Genomic DNA, 20,231 nt, shown 5'->3' with positions numbered 1-20,231 from the left:
CTCCCGGGGTGAAGGGCCTGCCGGAGCTCGACCTTGACGGGCTCACTCACGTCTTGGTCCTGGTCGCCCATCCCGATGACGAGACCCTTATCGCCGGTGGGCTGCTGGCGGACCTGCCCCGCCGGGTGGACGTCGACGTGGTGGTCGCCTCCGACGGCGAGGCCTCCCACCCGAGCTCGCCGACGCACACTCGGGAACGGCTCGCGCGGCTGCGCCGGGACGAGGTGGCCGAGGCCGTCCAGCTGATCGCCCCGCACGCCCGGCTGCACCTCCTTGGCCTGCCCGACGGTTTCGGCGCGCGCGACGACGGGCTCCGGGAGTGGATCGCCCGCATCGTCGACGCGGTCGTGCCGCTCGTTGACGGGGCCAGGACACTGATCGTCTCCACCTACGCCCAGGACGGACACCCCGACCACGAGGCGGTCGCCGGAGCCGCATCCTCGGTCGCCTGGCGCACCGACGCCCGGCTGGTCCAGGCTCCGATCTGGCTCTGGCAGTGGCGCCCTGACGAGGTGCCCTGGGACTCCATCCACCTCCGCACCCTCAGCGAGCGGGCACTGGGCCTCAAGGCCCGCGCGCTGGAGGCCCACGTGACGCAGGTGCTGCCGCTCTCGGACCAGCCCGGCGACGAGGCGCTGATCCCGCAGGAGCTGCTGGACCACTTCCGTGGCGCGGAGGAGCACTTCATCCCGGTCCGGCCTGGGGAGACCAGCCCGTTCGAGCAGCTGCACGGTCGCCAGGCGGACCCGTGGGAGGTGCGGACGTCCTGGTATGAACGCCGCAAGCGCGCCCTCACCCTCGCCCTGCTCCCGCAGGAGAGATATGCGATCGCTCTCGAGATCGGGTGCTCGATCGGTGCCCTGGCCGCCGACCTCGCCGACCGGTGCGACCGGGTAGTCGCCGTCGACGAGTCCGAGGCCGCGCTCGCCACCGCCACGGAGGCGCTCGCTGGCCACGGATCGGTGGACCTCGTCCACGCCCAGCTCCCCGAGGAGTGGGACCGGTTGGAGCGGGACTGGCTGCACCAGGACACGGGCGACGGGCGGCCCGACCTGGTCGTCGTCTCCGAGGTCGGCTATTTCATGTCGCCCGGACGGCTGGCGGCGCTCGCCGACCGCATCAGGGAGTCCCTCTCGGACGCGGAGCACGCCACCGTCCTCGCCTGCCACTGGCGCCACGAGATCGTCGGCTGGCCCTTGCGCGGTGACGACGTCCACGCCATCCTCGACGCCCGGCTCGGGCTGCCCCGCCGCAGCGAGCTCGTGGAGGACGATGTCGTGCTCACCGTCTGGTCCCGGCACGCGGCCACCGACCGGGACGAGACCTGATGCGCCCTCGCGACGAGCCGTCCCAGCGACCGCCACTTGCCGCCTTCGTCGTGGTCGTGCCGGCACGCGACGAGGAGGATGAGATCGGCGGTGCGCTGGATGCCATCGCCCGCGCCGCCCGCCAGGGCGCGTCATCCGATGCCCTGCCGGTCACCGTCGTCACCGTCCTGGACCGCTGCGCCGACGGGACGGCCGAGGCCGTCGCCCGCGCGACGAGCGCCCACCCGCACGTCGACTGGATCACGATCGAGGCGACGAGGGGGAGCCTCGGCGGCGCCAGGGGAGAGGGCGTGGAGGCAGGGCGAGCCGCATACCCCCACCTGCGCCCGGACGAGCTCTGGATCGCGAGCACGGACGCGGACTCGAGGGTGCCGACCACCTGGCTGGAGGAGCAGCGGGAGCTGGCCGACCGCGGCCTCGACCTCGTGCTTGGCACGGTCGAGCCCGTCGAGGACGGCGAGCATCCGGAGTCGACGCGGCTGTGGCACGCCCAACACCACCTGGTGGAGGGGCACACCAGCATCCACGCCGCCAACCTGGGGGTGCGGCTGAGCGCGTACGACGTTGCCGGCGGTTTCCCCGCGCTCGACGACAGCGAGGACGCCCACCTGGTGCACCGGGTCCGCGAGGTCGAGCGGCTCCCGTGGACGAGCACCGACCGCACGCGGGTGCTGACCTCGGCGCGACGCCGGGGCAGGGCGGGGGCGGGCTTCGCCGGATTCCTGCGGCGGCTGGACGAGACGGTCAACGCGCACGGCGTCGCCGAGGCGCTCGTCGGCCGGGTGCGCGCCGAGACGCTGCGGCTCCTGGCCGAGCGGGGCGAGGCGGGATCGATCGATCTGACCGAGATCGCCGAGGCGGTCGACCCGAGACTGGCCGCCGGCCTCACCCACGTCGCCCGCGCGGTGGCATGCCAGCTCGCGGACGAGGGGCTGGCGGTCGTCACGCAGGACGGCGTCGTGGTTGACGGCCGCCGCACTCCCGGCCCGGTGCGCATCGTCACGCCGCGCCGACCGGCTGCCTACAATCCCAGCGTCGGAAGGAGAGCGTAGGTGGCGCGCTACAGCAGCTATGACGACGCGGACGTGGCGCGGCTGCAGGAGATGGCCCGGCTCGTCGCGGATGGTGTCCCTGCGGCGATCGCGGCGGCCGAGGTGGCTGCAGCCATGGGGTCGGTGGTGGTGACTCCGGCGGACGGCGCCACGAATGGAGCAGGGTCGCCGACGGCGGCCGACCTGGTGCGCGCGGCGCGGACCCTCGACCAGGACTTCCTCGACCGGACCCTGGAGGAGGCCTTCGCGCTCGGGACCTTCGAGCACGTCGGCTGATACGCGGTGGTGGGTGGAGCAGTGGGATTCGCTCGTGGATACACGTGACTGGAGACGTTGGTTACGCACCTGCGCTGTCCCAGGATTGTCATAACCGGACACGCGCGGTCGGACGCTCAGCCTTGGGATCACGTGAACAAGCCCGGCCGTCGAGCTGGAACCGACTCCACACCCATCTTGGCCCTCCCGGCCGAAAAATTCTGCTCCGAAACCTGATGCAACGACGCTCTTTCGGACAAGATGAGTCATGGGGTCCGGTGGGAAGGACCCTCGACCGAAAGGCGGGGCCATGGGGACATGGAGCAGGACGGTAGGTGCGGGGCTGGCGCTGATCCTGGCAGGGGTCGCGCCAGGGATGGCGCAGGGGGCACCCCTGCCGGGATCGCCTCCGGGGGGTGCCCCGCCGACGGCGCAGGCCCTGCCCGCCGCGCCGGGAGGTAGCGGCGCAGGCGAGGGGTCCGGCACGGACGGCGCCGCGGGCGAGCTGACCCTCGCCGACGGCAGCTACCAGGTGACTCTGATCACCGGCGACGTGGTGCGGGTCACCCAGCGCAAGGGCGGCGCCCCCTCGGTGGTCATCACCCCGGCGGAGCGCGCCGATGGTCGGGTCCCGACCTTCGCCAAGCAGCTCTGGCAGGGCCACTACTACGTCATCCCCGACGACGTCGCCGACCTCGTGCCGACCCAGCTGGACCGGCGCCTCTTCGACGTCACCGGCCTCATCGCTGCGGGCTACGACGACGACAGCACCTCGGCGCTGCCGGTCATCGTGCAGACCAGGGCACCCGGCACCAAGGCCGACCCGGCCAGGGGAGTGGACTGGAAGGGGCTCGGCGTCGCCAGGGGCAAGAGCCTCAGGAGCATCGGCTCGGTGGCGGCCAAGGTCGACAAGGGCAAGGCCAGGGGCCAGCTCGTCGACGCGGTCAAGGAGACCGAGGGCCTCGTCGGCGCCGAGACCCATCGCGGGATCGTTCCTAGCGCGGGCGAGGCCGCCGGCCAGGGCATCACCAAGGTCTGGCTCGACGGCCGGGTCAAGGCGCTCGACGCCACCAGCACGCCGCAGGTCGGCGCGCCGCAGGCGTGGGAGGCCGGCTACACCGGCGAGGGCATCACCGTCGCCGTGCTCGACACGGGCGTGGACGCCGAGCACCCCGACCTCGCCGACGCCGTCGTCGCCGCCGAGGACTTCAGCGGCACCGGCAACCCCGACGACGTCTTCGGCCACGGCACCCACGTCGCCGGCATCATCACCGGCAACGGTGCGGCCTCCGGCGGTGAGATCGTCGGCGTTGCGCCCGACGTACAGATCATGAACGGCAAGGTCCTCGACGACAGCGGCTTCGGCTCCGACTCCGGGATCATCGCGGGTATGGAGTGGGCCGCGACCGGCGGTGCGGACGTGGTCAACATGAGCCTGGGTGCCTCAGGCTGGTACACCGACGGCACGGACCCGATGGCGCTCGCCGTGGACGAGATCTCCGCCGCGACCGACGTCCTGTTCGTCATCGCCGCGGGCAACGACGGCGGCTACACCACCATCTCGACCCCGGGCAGCTCCTCCCTGGCGCTGACCGTCTCCGCCGTCGACGCCAACGACATGCCGACCTGGTTCACGAGCCGCGGCCCGCGCGTCGACGGCATGGCCAAGCCCGACATCGCCGCCCCCGGCGAGGAGATCCTGGCCCCGCAGGTCGGCTACCCGGCCGAGGCCTCCGAGCCCTACATCGCCCACAGCGGCACCTCGATGGCGACCCCGCACGTCGTGGGCGTGGCGGCCCTGCTCGCCCAGGCCCGGCCCGAGCTGGACAGCCAGCAGCTCAAGTCGATCCTCGTCGGCTCGGCCGATGACGTCGGGGCCAGCGTCTTCGACGTCGGCTCCGGCCGTGTCTTCGCGCCGAGCGCTATCGACCAACAGGTCTACACGACCCCCTCGTCCCTGGGCTTCGGGATCTTCCCCTTCCCCCAGGACGCGCTGGCGCCGTCGACGCAGACGCTGACCTACACCAACAGCTCCGACACCGAGCTCACCCTCGCCCTGTCGGTCGAGGCCACCCTCCAGGACGGCTCGCCGGCACCCGCCGGCGCCATCACCCTCGGCGGCGACGAGATCCGCATACCCGCAGGGGGTTCTTCCGAGGTGACGGTGACGGTCGACCCGGCCGCCGCCGGCAACGCGGCGGGCCGCGTCGGAGGCGTCGTCGTGGCCACGGACGGCGCGGACGAGACGGTGCGCACCGCGGTGATGTCGGTCAACGAGGCGGAGATGTACGACCTGACCATCGTCGGCTCCTTCCGCGACGGCTCCCCGGCCGTCTACGGCGGGACGGCGGGGGTGACCCCGCTCGGCGCCGAGCCCGTCGACCTCACCTTCGAGCAGGTCTTCCCCGACCTCGGTGAGGACGGCACGGCCACCGTGCGGCTGCCCGCCGGCACCTACGGCGTCATGGGCGTCATCACCCAGGGCGACTGGGAGACGGGCATGGCGATCTCCTCGGACGCGCTCAACATCCCCGAGGTCGCGCTGACCCAGGACACCACGGTGCACCTCGACGCCTCCGGCTACGTGCCGGTGACCGTCGAGACCTTCCGGCCCACGGAGCAGGTCACGGCCGACCACCTGCTCCACCGGGCCGGTGAGTGGGCGGACGTCGGGCTGGGCAGCGGCATCTTCGGGGCGGACGCCTCGCTGGGCGCCGTCCCGAGCGAGCCGGTCTCGATCGGCGCGTTCCAGTGGATGCACCGCCACTTCCGCATCCCGCCCGGGGCGTCGCTGGACACCGGTGACTACCGCTATCTCTTCGAGGTCGCCTGGCTCGAGGACGACGCGATCCCGGCCGACCTGACCTACGCGGCCACGCGCAGGGACGTCACCCGGGTCAGGGCCGACTACAACTCGATGGCGGGCCGCGCGACGACGGTCGTGGGCGGGCGCTACCTGCTCGACCCCACCGGATGGGCCATGGCCAACCTGTGGCCGATCGCGGTCCCGATCGTGCGCGACGAATATGTCAACGCCGAGCCCGGCCTGGCGTGGTGGCCGACGGTCGACCCGATCAACGCAGCGCCCTTCGAGCGGGTCCAGCCGTGGGAGATCACGCCTGGCGGGTCGATCACCGAGCGGTGGCTGCACCAGGTGCACCACGTGAGCAGCGCGACCGGCGGGTTCGTCGGCACCTACAACGACGGCTACTCCGGCTGGCTGGTGCACAGCGTCCCGATGTTCGTGGACGACCACGGTCACGCGGCCTACTTCGCCTGGGACGAGTCGGTCATGAGCAGCCGGATCCGGATGTGGCTCGACGGCGAGCTCGTCGCCGACCAGCCCGGCAACGTGGTGGAGTCGGCGGCCCCCGCGGCGGGCACCCCGGTGCGGGTCAAGGTCGAGACCTCGACCAACCACCCTGACTGGGTCCTGTCGACCTCCGCGAGCACCGACTGGAGCTACCGCGTGCCGGCGACCGGCGGCGAGGCGGAGATGGTCTCGGCCGACCTGCTCAACGTCCGCTACGGCCTCGCCGGCGTCGACGACTACAACGCCACCCAGAAGGTCGCGCGCCTGAGCCTGCGCGTCCTCGACGGTGATGGCGACAGGGCCACCGGCGTCAAGGGCGTCAAGGTCTGGATGTCGACGAACGACGGCGGGTCCTGGAAGGCGGTGAAGGTCACCGGCAAGGGCGCCGACCGCAAGGTCATGATCAAGGCTCCCAAGGGCGCCGACACCATCTCGCTGAAGGTGCAGGCCTGGACCAAGGACGCCAAGGTCACCGATCAGGTGATTGACGCGATCGACGTCCGGTGAAGACCCGGTGAGGACCCGGTGAGGACCTGGTAACGCCAGGGGTCGGCCCCGCTGCGCGGTCAGGTGGTTGACCGCGCAGCGGGGCCTCCCGCTGTCTACGTTGGTGGCATGGACAGCATCGCCAGGATCGGGGGTATGGCGCTCGCCGACTTCTTCGGCGCCCTCGCCCGGGTGCGGGGCACCCGGGCGCTGCACGCGATCGGGATCGGGGGGACCGGCACCTTGTGGGTGGCGAGGGGGCCCAGCCACGGTGTCCGGATGCTGGAGGCCGGCGAGCTCACCTGCCAGGTGCGCTGGTCGCGCGCCATGGGGCTGCGGCGCGGCCCCGACATCGAGGGCCTGGCGCTGCGGCTGCCCGCGGAGGTGGGCGGGGGAGATCTCCTGCTCGCCTCGACCGGCACCGGCCTGGTGACCCGCCACGTCCTGGCCCTGCGCGGCGCAGGGCGGCACGGCCCGCTGACCTCCATGCTGCCGCTGGAGACCGCAGGTGGCCGGCTGCTGCTGCGGCTCGACCCCGAGCCCGGGTCCGTCGGCAGCAGGGTCCCGGGCGCCGACGCCGCGCCACCCACCGACTACCGGCTGCTGGTGGCCGCCCCCGGGCGACCCTGGCACCGGCGCGGCCAGCTGCGGATCACCTGGGACGGGCAGGACGTCGGCCGACGGCACGACCCGGTCGGGGCCGCACCGGCCGGCACCTGGGTCTCGCCCTGGTGGGCCGGCCTGCGGGCACCGTCCTACAGCGCCTCGACCAAGGTCCTGGCGCGCCCCATGACGCCTGACCCGCAGTGGCGACCAGATCTGACCGATCGGTCAGATCTGGTCGTAGAGTAGGGGGATGGATACCGCCTTGTCCTTCTCCGACCAGGAGGAGCCGGACGACGCCGGCCGGACGCACCGCTACGCCGAGCTGTCCCGCATGGAGTCCCGGGTCGTCGAGCAGATCGGGACAGGCGCGACCAACGAGGAGATCGCCCGCTCGCTCTTCCTCAGCCCCAACACCGTGAAGTCCTACATCCGCTCCGCCTACCGCAAGATGGGCGTCACCCGGCGCAGCCAGGCCGTGATCTGGGCCAACCGCAACTGAGTCCCCGCACCTGAGTCCAGCGGGCCTCACCCTCCCTGGGGGCCCTCCAGGATCTCCGTGCCGAGGTCGATCAGGATCTGGTGCTCCGGGCTGCCCACCTGCACCGGTGATCCCGACTCGGCGAACCCGAACGCCATACCCCGGAAAACCGTCGCCAGCGCCGTGTGGGCGCGCTCCACCGCGGTCGGGGATTCGACCCCGGCGGCCAGGATCTGGACCAGCCGCCCGTGGTTGGTCTGCATCCGTCCTTCCAGCGCCGGGTGACGCCACAGCAGCGTGTCGGCCGCCACGGCCTGGACCGCCGGCAGGTGCCGCTCGTAGAGCACGGCGAGCTGCTCGATCATCCGGCGCCGCTCGAGCGGACCGGAGGCGGGCGCCGTCGACCCGGCCAGGGCGGCCACGTCGTCCATCACCGGGGTCATCAGCTCGCGCAGCAGCTGGTCCTTGCTGCCGAAGTGGTAGAGCACCGCCGATTTGGACACCTCCGCCTCGCGCGCGACGTCGAGCAGCGAGGAGCCCGTGAAACCGGTGCGCAGGAAGACGCGCGCCGCTGCGGCCAGCAGCTCCTCACGCGTCGCTCGACCACGACGGGTCGAGGTGCGCGCGCTCATCTCATCACCCTAGGCGACGCCTCACCCTTCCGGGTGGACCCGAAAGGGGGGTGCCGGGGGCGTCGGCACCGCATAGCCTCCCAAGGAGGGGCGTCACCTGCCGCACAGCATGCCCCTTTCGCCGACCCGTGCGGCGGGAGGGAGATCAGGTGCATGTCGTCCTGATCGGGCACGCCCGCCATCCCATCGCCCAGCCCTTTGCGGGCGGCCTCGAAGCCCTCACCTGGCAACTGGCCGCCGGCCTGTCCGGTCGAGGGCACCGGGTCAGCGTCTTCGCCGCCGAGGGCAGCGTGCTGCCCACCGGCGTGGAGCACCTGCGGCCCGAGACCCTGCACCTGAGCCAGGCGGCCCTCGGGGATGTCTCGATGCCCGACCAAGGCTGGCTCCAGCGCCACCACGCCTATCTGCGGCTCATGGTCGAGCTGGCCCACCGCGACGACGTCGACATCGTCCACAACCATGCGCTGCACTACCTGCCGGTCGCGATGGCCCCCACCCTGCGGTCCCGCTGGCTGATGACCCTGCACACCCCGCCCACGCCGTGGCTGGAGTCGGCGATCACCGCGGCGCAGGTCGGGGGGCCGGGCCTCTCGTTCGCGGCGGTCAGCGCCTTCACCGCGCGCGCCTGGCGGCACCTGGCGCCTGCTCGCGTGGTCCCCAACGGCGTCGATCCCGGGGTATGGGGTGCCGGCGCCGGCGGGCAGCAGCTCGTCTGGTCCGGGCGCATCGTGCCGGAGAAGGCGCCCCACCTGGCGGTGCAGATCGCCCGCCGGGCGGGGCTGCCGCTGGTGCTGGCCGGCCCGGTCAGCGACGAGGACTACGCCCGGGAGCAGGTGTGGCCGCTGCTCGGGGACGGCGTGGAGTATGCCGGCCACCTGCCCACCCCGGAGCTCGCCGCCCTCGTCGGGAGCAGCGCCGCGGCCCTGGTGACCCCGGTGTGGGACGAGCCCTACGGGCTGGTGGCCGCCGAGGCCCTGGCCTGCGGCACCCCGGTGCTGGCGCTCGCGCGCGGCGGCCTGCCCGAGGTGGTCGGCCCGGAGGTCGGGCGTCTGGTCGCCCCGGGGCCGGACGTCGGGGACATGGTCGAGCGTGCCGCGGCGCTGCTGCCGGAGGTGCTGGGCCTGTCCCGGGACGCCGCCCGCGAGCACGCCCTCCGGCACCACTCCTCGGAGCGGATGGTGGAGGACTACCTGCGGCTCTACCGCTCCCGCACCACCCCCACGGCCGACTTCGAGCCGGTCATCGCGTGATCGGCTACTACCTCCACCACCACGGCTCCGGGCACGCCCGGCGCGCGACCGCGGTGGCCTCCCACCTCCGCCACGAGGTCGTCGGCCTCGGCTCCGGCGGCCGGCCGGAGGGCTGGCCCGGGGAGTGGGTGGAGCTGGCGCGCGACGATCACCCCGCGGTGGACGCCGGGACCGCCGACGTCGAGGCGGACGGGGTCTTCCACTGGGTGCCGCGCCACCACGCGGGTCTGCTGGCCCGGCACCGGCAGGTCCTGGACTGGCTGGACCACGCCCGGCCCTCGCTGGTCGTCGTCGACGTGTCGGTCGAGATCACCACCCTGGTGCGGCTGTCCGGCACCCCCGTCGTCGTGGGTGCCATGCCTGGCCGACGCACGGACCGGCCGCACACCCTCGCTCACGACCTGGCCGAGGCGATCCTCGCCCCGTGGCCCGCCGGCGCGCACCCGGACGCCGGGTGGCCCGACGCCTGGTTGGCCAAGACCTGGCACGTCGGGGGGATCAGCGCCCTCCGGCCGGCAGCCGAGGATGGACGAGACGGAGACGGAGACGGAGTCGCAGGCGCTGGCGGTGCCGAGATCGAGCACGGTGGCGCCGTGGCGACGGAGCCGGACGTGGAGCGACGCGTGCTCGTGCTCTGGGGCGCGGGAGGGGCCGACCTCGACCGTGCCACCCTCGCGGCCGCCCGGGCCGCCACCCCCGGCTGGCGCTGGGAGGTGCGCGGCGGGGGACACCCCCTCTCGCCCGACCTGGTCCAGGACCTGCGTGACGCCGACGTCGTGGTGTGCCACGCCGGGCAGGGCTCGGTGGCCGACGTGGCGCTGCTGCGACGCCCCGCCGTCGTGCTCGCCCAGCCACGACCGTTCGAGGAGCAGGAGGCCACCGCCCGCGCGCTGGACCGCCTGGGCCTGGCGGTGACCGACCGGGGCTGGCCTGCCGCCGAGCGCTGGCCCGACCTGCTCGAGCGAGCCCACCGCCTCGGTGGTGAGCGGTGGGCGCTGTGGGGCGGCGACGGCGCCGCGACCGCGGCTGCCCACCTGGACGCCCTCGCCGACCGGCTCGGCCGACCCACCCCGGAGAGCCGATGAGCGACTGGATCGCTGTCCTGACCCTTGCGCACGGCCGGCACGACCACCTGCGCCGCCAGGTCGCCGGCCTCCGCGCGGGCACCCGCCGCCCCGACCTGCACGTCATCGCCGCGATGGACGACCCGGCGCTGACCGCCGGTGAGGTGGACGGACTGGACGGGCCGTGGACGACCGACGTGGTCCACGTGCCGCCCGACAGCCGCGGGCTCCCGCTCGCGGGAGCCCGCAACGCCGCCGCCGCGCGCGCCCGCGAGCTGGGCGCGGACCTGCTGCTCTTCCTCGACGTCGACTGCATCCCCGGACCCAGGACGGTGGCCACCTACCTGCGCGAGGCGCGCGCCACCCCATACCCCCCTCGTCCGGCGATCTGGTGCGGCGACGTCGCCTATCTGCCCGACCACACCCAGCTTCCACCGGCCCCCGACGGGCATCCCGATGAGGGCGGCTACCCCCTGGAGCGGCTTGCCGAGCTCGGGCAGCACCGCCCCGACCGGGTGCTCCTGGCCGACGGGGAGCGGCGCCGGGAGCCGGACCTGCGCCAGTTCTGGTCGCTGTCCTTCGCCCTGACCGCGGAGGACTACGCCGCGACGGGCGGCTTCTGCCCCGACTACGTGGGCTACGGCGGGGAGGACACCGACTTCGGCCAGGTCGTGGGTCGGCTCGGCGGCAGCCTCACGTGGATCGGCGGGGCCACGGCCTACCACCAGCACCATCCACCGGCCTCCGTGGACCGTGCCCACGTCGCCTCGGTGGTGCGCAACGCCACGCTCTTCGCCCGTCGATGGGGATGGTGGCCGATGGAGTCCTGGCTCGAGGGCTTCGCCGAGCGCGGGCTCGCCGCCCGGACGCCCGAGGGCGGCTGGCGGGTGACCGGGTGAGCATCCGGGTCCGGCACATCCCAGCGGGCCATGCCTATGTCGAGCACCTCCGGCCGGTGGTCGACGACGGGACGGTGCGCCACCTGCCCGATCCGCCGGTGCCGGGAGCGCCGCCGGGCCAGTGGTGGCCGCACCCCGCACTGGAGCCCGAATGGGTGCGCTCGCACGCGGACGAGCAGGACGTGGTCCACCTCCACTTCGGCACCGAGGCACGCACCACCGCGCAGCTCGCAGACTGGATCGCCGCCCTGCGCGACGTCGGTCTGCCGCTGGTGCACACCGTCCACGACCTCGACCACCCGCACCTGCGCGACCAGAGCCGGCACCGCGAGCACCTCGGCCTCCTCCTGGAGCGCGCCGACGCCCTGCTGACCCTCACCGACGGCGCGGCGCGACGGGTCGAACGCCTCTGCGGGCGCCGGCCGCTGGTGGTGCCGCACCCGCACGTCGTCCCGCTGGACCTGCTGGGCGATGCGGCTGCCGCCCCGGCACCCCGTGACCCCGGGACGCCCCTGCGGGTCGGCCTGCACCTGAAGAGCCTGCGGGCCAATCTCGATCCCCGCACCGTCCTGCCCGCCCTGCTGGACGCGCTGGACCTGCTCCGCGCGCAGAGGGTGCCGGCCCGGCTCGAGGTCCGCGCCCACCCCGAGCTGGTCGACCCCCACCACGCTGCGCACGACCCCGCGCTGGCACAGCTCCTGCACGAGGTGGCGGAGCGGGAGTCGCTCGTCGTGGCCGGCCGCCTCGACGACGCCGCCCTGTGGCGCTATCTCTGCGGCCTGGACGTCTCGGTCCTGCCCTACGCCTGGGCCACCCACTCCGGCTGGCTGGAGGCCTGCCGCGACCTGGGGACCTGGGTGCTCGCCCCCGACGTGGGGCACCTGCGGGAGCAGGGGCCGCTGCTCTCGTGGGGAGCACCCGACCGGGCTCCCTCGGCGGCCCGGCTCGCCGAGCTCCTCGTCCTCGCCGCCGAGTGGTCGGCTCCCCGCGCCACCAGGTCGGAGCGGGGCGCCGAGCGTGACCTGGTCGCCACCCGCCACGCCCAGCTCTATGCGGAGCTGCTCGCCCGGCCGAGCGGCGACGTGCTCCCCGGAGCGCGCGTCGGTGACGGCGCGTAGGCTCGCACGGTGCGCCTCTGGTCCCTCCACCCCCAGCACCTGGACCGCCAGGGCCTGACCGCGCTGTGGCGCGAGGGGCTGCTCGCCCAGGCCGTGCTGGCCGGGCGCACCCGGGGCTACACCCGCCACCCGCAGCTCGAGCGCTTCCGGGCGACCGCGCACCCGGGCCGCGCGCTCGCCGCATACCTGGACGAGGTCCGTGCGGAGGCCGGTCGCCGCGGCTATCGCTTCGACCCGGAGCGCATCGACGACATCCCGCGCGACCGCACTCCGATCCCGGTGACGGAGGGCCAGGTGGAGCTCGAGTGGGCGCACCTGCTCGCCAAGCTCGCGGCGCGCAGCCCTGATCGGTATGCGGCGCAGCACCTCTCCCAGCCCCTCACCCATCCGCTCCTCACCGTGGTGCCCGGGCCGGTCGAGCCCTGGGAGCGGCTGGAGGCTTCTGGCCGCCGCGCGAAATCTTGGTGAACTCCTCGGCCGGAGCGGCCGGATGTGGCAGAAACTGCTGACGGATGCGGATTTGCGGGGTAGCGTGCTGCTGTCCCCGTGACCCCCACGTCAAAGATGTCCCTGAGGGAGAAACAAGCAATGAAGCGCACCTTTGCGATCGCCCTGGCCGCGGCCACCGCCGCCTCGATGGTCGGCACCGCCGCGATCGCCGCCCCCAACGACAACGCCAACGAGAAGGCCTTCTCGGCGCCCAACGGCAAGGCCAAGGGCCACGACAAGGGCAAGGGCAAGAAGCCCAAGCCGCCGGTCCAGCGCACCGTGCCGGTGCAGGTCCTGCAGTTCTCCGACTTCCACGGCCACCTCGCCCCCGAGGGTGGGTTCGGCGGCGCGGCCTACCTGGCCGGCCTGGCCGACGCGCTCGAGGCCGAGTTCGCCGCGGAGAACAAGCACGCCGCCTCCTACCTGGTCTCCTCCGGTGACAGCATCGGCGGGTCGACCTTCGCCTCCGGCCTCTTCCACGACGAGGGCACCATCGAGGTCCTCAACGCCATGGGCCTGGTCGCCTCCGCGGTCGGCAACCACGAGTTCGACGAGGGCGTCGCCGAGCTGATGCGCATCGTCAACGGCGGCAACCACGAGGACGGGCAGTACCTCGACTACCCCTACGCCGGCACCGACTTCCCCTACCTGGCCGCCAACGTGGTCTGGAAGGACTCCGGCGAGCCGATCCTGCCGGCCTACACGATCCAGAAGCACAAGGGCGTCAAGGTCGGGTTCATCGGTGTCGTCACCGACGAGACCCCCTTCCTGGTCTCGCCCGGCGGCATCAACGACGTCTCCTTCCTCGACGAGACCGAGACCCTCAACCGCTACGCCGCCGAGCTGCAGGCGCAGGGCGTCGAGGCGATCGTCGCGCTGGTCCACGAGGGTGGCTACGACGGTGGCGCCTACCCCAAGACGATCTCCGACGAGGACGTCAACGCCGGCTGCGAGTCCCTCTCCGGCCCGATCCTGGACATCAACGCCGGCGCCAGCTCGGCGATCGACGTTCTGCTGACCGGCCACACCCACAACGGCTTCGCCTGCCTGCTGCCCGACCCCTCGGGCGAGCTGCGCGCCGTCAACGGCCCGGGCGACTGGGGCCGTGTGCTCTCCGAGACCACCTTCCGCGTGGACCGCAAGACCAAGGACGTCGTCCGCGAGACGCTCGAGGTCGAGAACCACGTCGTCCGCGCCGACGGCTCCATCGCGCCGAACGCCGAGGTCCAGGCGATCGTCGACAAGTGGCTGGCGATGGCCGCCGTCATGGCCGGCGAGGTCATCGGCACCACCTCCGAGGACATCACCGGCGACGCCTCCGGCAACCGCGGGATCGAGACCCCGATGGCCGACCTCATCGCCGACGCGATCCTGTGGGGTACCCAGGACGCCGGCGGCCAGATCGCCTTCATGAACGTCGGCGGTGTCCGCTCCTCCTTCCTGGTCGACGACATCACCAACGGCGAGGCCCCCGGTGAGATCACCTACCAGGAGGCCTACGACGTTGCGCCGTTCGGCAACCTGCTGGTGACCCTGGACATGACCGGCGCCCAGATCGAGGCCGTGCTCAACCAGCAGTACAACCCGGACCGCTCCCGCGTGATGCTGGCGCTGGGCGTCTCCGAGGGCTTCAGCTACACCTGGGACGCCGCGACCAACTCGGTCGTCCCCGGCTCGATGACCCTCAACGGCGAGCCGATCGACCCGGCCGCGACCTACAAGGTCTCGACCCTGTCCTTCCTCGCCGAGGGTGGTGACGGCTTCACCGCCTTCACCGAGGGCACCAACCTGGTCGGCGGTCCGGAGGACCTGGCCAACCTGGTCGCCTACATCAAGGCCAGCAGCCCGCTGACCGCCCCCGAGGACCGCGTCAACGGCCTCTGACCAGCCCTGATGTTGCGCCTGTGACAGGTGTGACGAACAGAGCATAAAGAGTTCGCAAAGATTCCCCCCGACCACTGGTCGGGGGGAATCTTGCGGCCTAGAGTCATCTGTGGTGGTCGTGCACGTGACGCACGACCCGGCAGTCACGAAGCAGTGAAGAACGTAAGGACAGTCATCTCAATGGCATCAGCAGGGGGAGCGCACCGCGCCGATCGTCGCGGCCGCGCGCACGCCAAGGGAACGCACCGCGCACCGACGCGCGGCGTGGCCGGCATCAACGGCGCGGCATCGCGGTGGTCCGCCGTCGCGCTGCTCAGCGGCGCGCTGTCCCTCGGCGGTGGCATGGCGATGGCCAACCCGTCCGGGGGCGAGAGCGGTTATGTCGACCCCGCCAACCCGGGCAACCAGACGACCCCGACGAACCCCGGCGACGGCCAGGGTGGCTGGGTCGACCCCGTCGCGCCGGTCCAGCCGGTCGAGCCGACCCAGCCGGTCGAGCCCGAGCCGGCCCCGCCCGCCGGTGGCACCACCTTCAGCCCCGTCTGGATCGACCCCGCCGTCGTGCCCGCCCCGCCGGAGAACGACGACCTGCCGCTCGAGGTCGACGCCCGCGGCGACTTCGCCCAGCAGATCTCCTGCGACCCGCTCGACCGACCCGGCGTCACCGCCTTCGCGCTGCTGGTCAGCGACCACTACGGCCGCCCCAACTTCTCCGGCGCGCGCCCCTGCATCAGCTATGCCTCCTTCCACCACGACGGCCGGGCCCTGGACTGGCCGCTGGCGGCGTGGGACACCAACGACCGGATGGTCGCCGACTCCGTCATCCTCTGGCTCACCGACAACAACGGCGAGATGGCCAAGCGCTTCGGCATCGAGTACCTCATCTGGAACTACCAGATCTGGTATGCCGACGGCCGCGGCTGGTCCTACTACGACGGCCACCCGCACGACGACCACATCCACTTCTCCTTCACCTGGGACGGCGCCCAGATGCGCACCTCGTGGTGGACCGGTGTTGCCGTGACTCAGCCCGACCTCGGCCCGTGCGCGCCGAGCGCGACGACCTTCGCCTCGATCCACCTGTGGCCGCGGTTCGCCTCCTGCGAGTCCCTGAACCTCTCCTCGGTCATCCCCGACCCTGTGGCCGCGGTCGCGGCGCTCACCTCCCAGGGGCTGACCAACTCCGGCTTCGCCGAGGGGTCCGGTATGGAGCAGCTCGCCTCCTCCGACCACGCCGCCGAGCTGCGGGCCGAGTCGGACGAGGAGCCCACGGTCGAGGGCGGGCACCCGGACGACCTGCAGGCCGACGGTGACGGCGCGCAGGACGCCGGCGCGAGCGTGGCCCAGGCCCCTCACCGCTGGCAGCTGACCGAGTTCACCACCCTGCGCCGCACCACCCTGACCCAGGGGGACGAGGGCGAGGGCGTCAAGGTCCTCCAGGAGGCGCTCGGCGTGGAGGCCGACGGTGCCTTCGGCCCGCTGACCGCGGAGGCCCTGACCGAGTGGGAGGCCACGATCCCCGAGCTGGCCCTGCAGGCGGAGCGCCGCGGTGAGGGCCCCGCCACGGTCACGCCCCTGACCTGGACCTACCTGGAGCGCGCGGCGCACCCGACGATCGTTGTCCGTGACCAGGAGCTCGCGATCGGCGACGTCGACCAGGTCGCCGACCCCGACGGCACCGCCGCGACCAGCGCGCTGCTCGCCGGCGAGACCTCGATCCCCTACGCCGGCGGCGCCGTCTCCTTCCTCCAGGACCTGCTCGGCGTGGACGCCGACGGCAGCTTCGGCCCGATGACCGAGGGCGCCGTGCGCGAGGTCCAGGAGCAGGCCGACCTCGAGCCCACCGGCGTCGTCGACGGCGCCACCTGGGTCGCCGTCGAGACCGCCGCGCTGGCCGAGGGCCGCGCCGAGGGCGCCCCCGGCTCGGCCACCGCCCGCGAGGCCAGGCTCGAGGCCGAGAAGAAGGCCGAGGAGGCCAAGGCCAAGAAGGCCGCCGAGAAGAAGGCCGCGGAGAAGAAGGCGGCCGAGCGGGCCGCCCGCCAGCACGAGGCCGCGATCTCCGACGCCGAGTGATCCCACCCCGCCCCGCACCCGGGGCGAGGTGGCCGCTCGGCGGATGTGACCGCATACCTGCCACTAGGCTTGTCCCATGGCGCGTCCCCACATCGCAGCCCGTCTTGAGGACGGTGTGCGCCGTCGCGTCAACGGTCGACTGACCAGGCGCGGCTGGCACGAGCGCGTCAGCGGCTACAGCGGCTACGCCACCCCGCAGCGGGCCCGGATCTTCGGGCGGGTGAGCCTGTCCAGGCATGAGCCGGAGGAGCGGCGCACCGCCCTGACCCACCACCAGGACTCCCTGCTCGACATCGCCCAGCGCGGCTGGCGCGTCTTCCTCACCGCGCCGGCCCTCGGGTCGCAGGCGCGCGTGACCTTCGGCGCCGCGAGCGTGGAGACGGTCACCGACCGCGGCGGCTACGTCGAGGTCGAGCTCGAGGGGCACGGCATGGGGCCGGGCTGGCAGGACGCCACGATCGACCTGCCCAACGGCGACTCGGTGACCGTCTCGATCTTCGTCGTCGACCCCGAGGTGGGGGTCGGCCTGGTCAGCGACATCGACGACACCGTCATGGTCACCCACCTGCCCCGTATCCTCATCGCCGGCTGGAACACCTTCGTCCGCTCCGAGCAGGTGCGCGAGCCGGTCGCCGGGATGTCGGCCATGTACCGCTCGCTGCGCGCGCAGGAGGAGCGGATGCCGGTCTTCTACCTCTCCACCGGGGCGTGGAACGTCGCGCCGGCGCTGACCCGCTTCCTGCGGCGGCACGACTACCCCATGGGTCCGCTGCTGCTCACCGACTGGGGGCCGACCAACACCGGCTGGTTCCGCTCCGGGCAGGAGCACAAGGAGCGCGAGCTGCGCAAGCTGATCGACTTCTTCCCCGGGGTTCGGTGGATCCTGGTCGGCGACGACGGCCAGCACGACCCGGTGATCTACTCCGAGTTCGCCGTCGAGCACCCCGAGGCGGTCGAGGCGATCTGCATCCGTGAGCTGACCCCGGCCGAGCAGCTGCTCTCCAGCGGTCTGCCGGTGGCGACCGACGAACTGCTGGGCAAGAAGGTGCAGGCGCCGATGTTCAAGGCGCCCAACGGTTTCGGGCTGCACCAGCTGCTGGTCGGGACGGCCCTGACCGGCAACGGCGGGGTCGTGCCGGACGACGCGGCGACGACCGACGGCGGTGCCGCCGGGTCGGGCGATGCCTGAGCTGCCCGAGGTCCAGGCGCTCGTCGACTTCCTGTCCGAGCGGGCGGTCGGGCGCGTCGTCACCGACGTCGAGCTGGGCTCGATCGCGGTGCTCAAGACCTTCGACCCGCCGCCGGACGCGCTCGTCGGCGCCCCGGTCGAGGCGGTGGCGCGGCACGGCAAGTTCGTCGACCTCGACGTGGACGGCACGCACCTGGTCTTCCATCTCGCCCGGGCGGGGTGGCTTCGCTGGTATGAGGCGGTGCCGGCCACGCGCGTCCGTCCCGGGAAGTCTCCGATCGCCCTGCGCGTGCGGCTGGACGACGACAGCGGCTTCGACCTGACCGAGGCCGGGACCAAGAAGGGGCTGGCCGCCTATGTCGTGCGCGACCCCGCCGAGGTGAAGGGCATCGCGTCGCTGGGTCCGGACCCGCTGGCCGAGGACTTCGGGCTGCCCGAGTTCGCGGCGATCCTGGAGGGGCGGCGCACGCAGGTCAAGGGCCTGCTGCGCGACCAGTCCGTGCTGGCCGGGGTCGGGAATGCCTACTCGGACGAGGTGCTGCACGCCGCGCGGCTGTCGCCCTTCGCGCTCGCGGCGTCGTTGACCGAGGAGGAGGTGGCGCGGCTCTACGAGGCGCTGCGCACCACGCTGACCGCGGCCGTGCTGGCGGCCGAGGGCAAGCCGGCGGCCGAGCTCAAGGACGCCAAGCGGGCCGGGATGAACGTCCACGGCCGCACCGGCGAGGCCTGCCCGGTGTGCGGCGACGAGGTGCGGGAGGTCTCCTTCGCCGACTCCTCGTTGCAGTACTGCGCCACCTGCCAGACCGGCGGCAAGCCCCTCGCCGACCGGAGGATGTCGCGCCTCCTGCGCTGACGGCCATCGCGCTCCAGGGAGCGTCCAGGGTCGGTGTGGCACACTCGTGGGCGTCGACCGACCGGGGAGGAGAATCTGATGATGCCTGTCGCCGCCGTGGCGATGGCCGTGCTGTGCCTCTACGTCGTCGTGAACCGCCGCACCCGCAGCCGCGGGTTCGAGCGGGGCAGGCTGCGCATCGAGCGGATCCAGCCCTGGACATCCAGCGGGGAGTCGACGGCCACCATGACTCGCACCTACAAGGTCCACGGTGTCGTGTCGACGTCCCAGGGCAGCTTCTCGGCCACCAGCGTGGACCTCTACGACGAGGGCATCCTGTCCAAGGAGGGCCGCACGGTGCCCTGCCGGTTCGACCCGAAGGACCCTTCGAGGGTGACCCTGACGATGTCCGACCCCTCCCGGATCGGGCTGCAGGACGTGGTCCTCGTCGGGTTCGCCGGGCTGTGCCTGGTCATCGCCTGGTTCACCCGCTGACCACCCGCCGGTCTTCGCCGATCACCTCGCCGATCCCGCCGGCCCTGCCGACCACCGAGAGGAACGCCCACGTGTCCACCAGACTCGCCCTGATCCTGGCCTCGGCCGCCACCGCCACGGCCCTCGCGGCCTGCACCCCGGGGGGTGACCAGGGCGGTCAGCCCGTCGAGGACGGCACGCCCTCGCTCGAGGAGACGGTCGCGCCCACGGCCGACGACGGCACCGGCGCCAGCGAGGCGCCGGCAGCCACGCAGCCACCGGTAGCCACGCAGGCACCGGCCGGGGCGTCCCTGGAGCCCGGTGAGGAGGTCCCCGACGGGATGGACGTGCACGACGTGCGTCTCTTCCAGGTGGCCATCCCCTCGGAGTGGACGCCGGCCGAGCAGACTGACGAGCCGACCCTGGCCTTCTGGGGCCAGGAGCGTGACGGTGCCCCGGCGGAAGGGGCGATGCTCCGCTGGGACCCCCAGGGCTCCGACGCGGCCGACGAGGCGGCACGGCTGAAGGCCGAGCTGGAGGCCGAGGGCACCAGCGTCCAGCTCATGCCGATCGACTGGCCGGACGTGGATGAGGGCGGCGCCGTGCTCGCGACCTTCGACAGCGAGATGGCGCCCGGGGCGATGCGGCACGTGCGACAAGTCTTCGCCGACCTCCCCCAGGGGGGCACGGGCACCGTGATCGGCTTCGCCGAGCCGGACGCGTTCGACTCCTCCCGCGTGCCCGAGGTGCTCGGATCGTTCCGCGTGGCGCCGTGACCTCGATGCCGGACCGAGGCGTCTCCGGAGGAG

The 20,231-nt window shown here is 73.0% G+C and carries 18 protein-coding genes; 17 read left to right on the top strand and 1 reads right to left on the bottom strand.

Annotation, left to right across the window (positions count from 1 at the left end):
- Window positions 1-8: 8 nt before the first annotated feature.
- From ACTMMA_RS04615 to ACTMMA_RS04590, 6 genes are all read left to right on the top strand, one after another.
- Window positions 9-1,328 (top strand): PIG-L family deacetylase, encoded by a 1,320-nt coding sequence (locus ACTMMA_RS04615; RefSeq protein WP_441188924.1) that lies wholly within the window; start codon window positions 9-11, stop codon window positions 1,326-1,328.
- The gene (locus tag ACTMMA_RS04610; RefSeq protein WP_441188923.1) at window positions 1,328-2,380 is read left to right on the top strand and encodes a DUF3253 domain-containing protein; all 1,053 of its coding nucleotides are present in this window, start codon (window positions 1,328-1,330) and stop codon (window positions 2,378-2,380) included. Before ACTMMA_RS04615 ends, ACTMMA_RS04610 begins: the two co-directional genes overlap by 1 nt.
- Window positions 2,381-2,656, top strand: coding sequence for a MerR family transcriptional regulator (locus ACTMMA_RS04605; protein ID WP_441188922.1), 276 nt, complete (start codon window positions 2,381-2,383; stop codon window positions 2,654-2,656).
- Between the two features lie 289 nt (window positions 2,657-2,945).
- Window positions 2,946-6,455 (top strand): S8 family serine peptidase, encoded by a 3,510-nt coding sequence (locus ACTMMA_RS04600; protein ID WP_441188921.1) that lies wholly within the window; start codon window positions 2,946-2,948, stop codon window positions 6,453-6,455.
- Window positions 6,456-6,563: 108 nt separating this feature from the next.
- On the top strand, window positions 6,564-7,286 hold the full coding sequence (locus ACTMMA_RS04595) for a hypothetical protein (RefSeq protein ID WP_441188920.1): 723 nt from the start codon (window positions 6,564-6,566) through the stop codon (window positions 7,284-7,286).
- Window positions 7,287-7,290: 4 nt separating this feature from the next.
- On the top strand, window positions 7,291-7,539 hold the full coding sequence (locus ACTMMA_RS04590; protein ID WP_441188919.1) for a response regulator transcription factor: 249 nt from the start codon (window positions 7,291-7,293) through the stop codon (window positions 7,537-7,539).
- Window positions 7,540-7,565: 26 nt separating this feature from the next.
- On the opposite strand, the gene ACTMMA_RS04585 is transcribed toward ACTMMA_RS04590, so the two are convergent.
- Window positions 7,566-8,150, bottom strand: coding sequence for a TetR/AcrR family transcriptional regulator (locus ACTMMA_RS04585; RefSeq protein WP_441188918.1), 585 nt, complete (start codon window positions 8,148-8,150; stop codon window positions 7,566-7,568).
- Between the two features lie 149 nt (window positions 8,151-8,299).
- Between ACTMMA_RS04585 and ACTMMA_RS04580 the strand changes: the two genes are divergently transcribed.
- The 11 genes from ACTMMA_RS04580 to ACTMMA_RS04530 all read left to right on the top strand — a co-directional run bounded on the left by ACTMMA_RS04580 (window position 8,300) and on the right by ACTMMA_RS04530 (window position 20,198).
- The gene (locus ACTMMA_RS04580) at window positions 8,300-9,400 is read left to right on the top strand and encodes a glycosyltransferase (RefSeq protein ID WP_441188917.1); all 1,101 of its coding nucleotides are present in this window, start codon (window positions 8,300-8,302) and stop codon (window positions 9,398-9,400) included.
- On the top strand, window positions 9,397-10,485 hold the full coding sequence (locus tag ACTMMA_RS04575) for a glycosyltransferase (protein WP_441188916.1): 1,089 nt from the start codon (window positions 9,397-9,399) through the stop codon (window positions 10,483-10,485). Before ACTMMA_RS04580 ends, ACTMMA_RS04575 begins: the two co-directional genes overlap by 4 nt.
- Window positions 10,482-11,363 carry a glycosyltransferase family 2 protein gene (locus tag ACTMMA_RS04570; RefSeq protein WP_441188915.1) on the top strand — a complete coding sequence of 294 codons (882 nt, stop codon included), beginning with the start codon at window positions 10,482-10,484 and terminating at the stop codon, window positions 11,361-11,363. Before ACTMMA_RS04575 ends, ACTMMA_RS04570 begins: the two co-directional genes overlap by 4 nt.
- Window positions 11,360-12,481 (top strand): glycosyltransferase family protein, encoded by a 1,122-nt coding sequence (locus tag ACTMMA_RS04565; RefSeq protein WP_441188914.1) that lies wholly within the window; start codon window positions 11,360-11,362, stop codon window positions 12,479-12,481. The genes ACTMMA_RS04570 and ACTMMA_RS04565 overlap by 4 nt, the downstream gene beginning before the upstream one ends.
- A 9-nt stretch (window positions 12,482-12,490) precedes the next feature.
- Entirely contained in the window at window positions 12,491-12,949 is a 459-nt protein-coding gene (locus ACTMMA_RS04560) for a pyrimidine dimer DNA glycosylase/endonuclease V (RefSeq protein ID WP_441188913.1), read from the top strand.
- A 120-nt stretch (window positions 12,950-13,069) separates the two neighbouring features.
- Window positions 13,070-14,854, top strand: coding sequence for a bifunctional metallophosphatase/5'-nucleotidase (locus ACTMMA_RS04555; RefSeq protein ID WP_441188912.1), 1,785 nt, complete (start codon window positions 13,070-13,072; stop codon window positions 14,852-14,854).
- A gap of 180 nt (window positions 14,855-15,034) precedes the next feature.
- Window positions 15,035-16,927, top strand: a complete 1,893-nt coding sequence (locus ACTMMA_RS04550) for a peptidoglycan-binding domain-containing protein (protein WP_441188911.1) — start codon at window positions 15,035-15,037, stop codon at window positions 16,925-16,927.
- A gap of 76 nt (window positions 16,928-17,003) precedes the next feature.
- Entirely contained in the window at window positions 17,004-18,116 is a 1,113-nt protein-coding gene (locus tag ACTMMA_RS04545; protein ID WP_441188910.1) for an App1 family protein phosphatidate phosphatase, read from the top strand.
- Window positions 18,109-18,969 carry an Fpg/Nei family DNA glycosylase gene (locus ACTMMA_RS04540; protein ID WP_441188909.1) on the top strand — a complete coding sequence of 287 codons (861 nt, stop codon included), beginning with the start codon at window positions 18,109-18,111 and terminating at the stop codon, window positions 18,967-18,969. The genes ACTMMA_RS04545 and ACTMMA_RS04540 overlap by 8 nt, the downstream gene beginning before the upstream one ends.
- A gap of 78 nt (window positions 18,970-19,047) precedes the next feature.
- Window positions 19,048-19,443, top strand: coding sequence for a hypothetical protein (locus ACTMMA_RS04535; RefSeq protein WP_441188908.1), 396 nt, complete (start codon window positions 19,048-19,050; stop codon window positions 19,441-19,443).
- 71 nt (window positions 19,444-19,514) lie between these two features.
- Window positions 19,515-20,198, top strand: coding sequence for a hypothetical protein (locus ACTMMA_RS04530; RefSeq protein ID WP_441188907.1), 684 nt, complete (start codon window positions 19,515-19,517; stop codon window positions 20,196-20,198).
- Window positions 20,199-20,231: the final 33 nt, after the last annotated feature.

The organism is Ornithinimicrobium panacihumi (genome assembly GCF_052073805.1).
Taxonomy (GTDB): domain Bacteria; phylum Actinomycetota; class Actinomycetes; order Actinomycetales; family Dermatophilaceae; genus Ornithinicoccus; species Ornithinicoccus panacihumi.
This window is presented reverse-complemented; position numbering and strand designations above follow the sequence as displayed.

Bases quoted from the DNA above. Each gene is read 5' to 3' on its own strand.
- ACTMMA_RS04535 (WP_441188908.1), top strand. From the start codon at position 19,048: ATGATGCCTGTCGCCGCCGTGGCGATGGCCGTGCTGTGCCTCTACGTC.
- ACTMMA_RS04570 (WP_441188915.1), top strand. From the start codon at position 10,482: ATGAGCGACTGGATCGCTGTCCTGACCCTTGCGCACGGCCGGCACGAC.
- ACTMMA_RS04550 (WP_441188911.1), top strand. From the start codon at position 15,035: ATGGCATCAGCAGGGGGAGCGCACCGCGCCGATCGTCGCGGCCGCGCG.
- ACTMMA_RS04585 (WP_441188918.1), bottom strand. From the start codon at position 8,150: ATGAGCGCGCGCACCTCGACCCGTCGTGGTCGAGCGACGCGTGAGGAG.
- ACTMMA_RS04600 (WP_441188921.1), top strand. From the start codon at position 2,946: ATGGGGACATGGAGCAGGACGGTAGGTGCGGGGCTGGCGCTGATCCTG.
- ACTMMA_RS04540 (WP_441188909.1), top strand. From the start codon at position 18,109: ATGCCTGAGCTGCCCGAGGTCCAGGCGCTCGTCGACTTCCTGTCCGAG.
- ACTMMA_RS04595 (WP_441188920.1), top strand. From the start codon at position 6,564: ATGGACAGCATCGCCAGGATCGGGGGTATGGCGCTCGCCGACTTCTTC.
- ACTMMA_RS04545 (WP_441188910.1), top strand. From the start codon at position 17,004: ATGGCGCGTCCCCACATCGCAGCCCGTCTTGAGGACGGTGTGCGCCGT.
- ACTMMA_RS04590 (WP_441188919.1), top strand. From the start codon at position 7,291: ATGGATACCGCCTTGTCCTTCTCCGACCAGGAGGAGCCGGACGACGCC.
- ACTMMA_RS04610 (WP_441188923.1), top strand. From the start codon at position 1,328: ATGCGCCCTCGCGACGAGCCGTCCCAGCGACCGCCACTTGCCGCCTTC.
- ACTMMA_RS04555 (WP_441188912.1), top strand. From the start codon at position 13,070: ATGAAGCGCACCTTTGCGATCGCCCTGGCCGCGGCCACCGCCGCCTCG.